Genomic DNA, 269 nt, shown 5'->3' on the forward strand with positions numbered 1-269 from the left:
GGCGCTGTCGAGTGCCGTCTGCGTTCCGACCTTCTGGGCGCTGAGATTGACCTGACGCGTATATTCCTGATTGGCGCCGACCTGTGCGGCCTGCGACGAAGCGAGCGTTGCCTGCGCCTGGTCGACCTGCGCCTGATAGGTGTTGCTCTGGATGCCGAAGAGCTGCGTGCCCTTGGTCACCATCATACCGTCGCGATAGTCGATGGTTTCGACGAACCCTTGGACGCGGGCTTCGATATCGACCGATTTGAACGCCGCCGTGTTGCCGG

Annotated in this window: 1 pseudogene; it reads right to left on the reverse strand. The window is 62.1% G+C overall.

Annotated features, from left to right (window positions below):
- Positions 1–269: pseudogene (locus tag SB724_RS20360) on the reverse strand (hypothetical protein); the annotation flags it as partial.

Source organism: Bacillus sp. SIMBA_031 (assembly GCF_046535225.1).
Lineage (GTDB): Bacteria > Bacillota > Bacilli > Bacillales > Bacillaceae > Bacillus > Bacillus velezensis.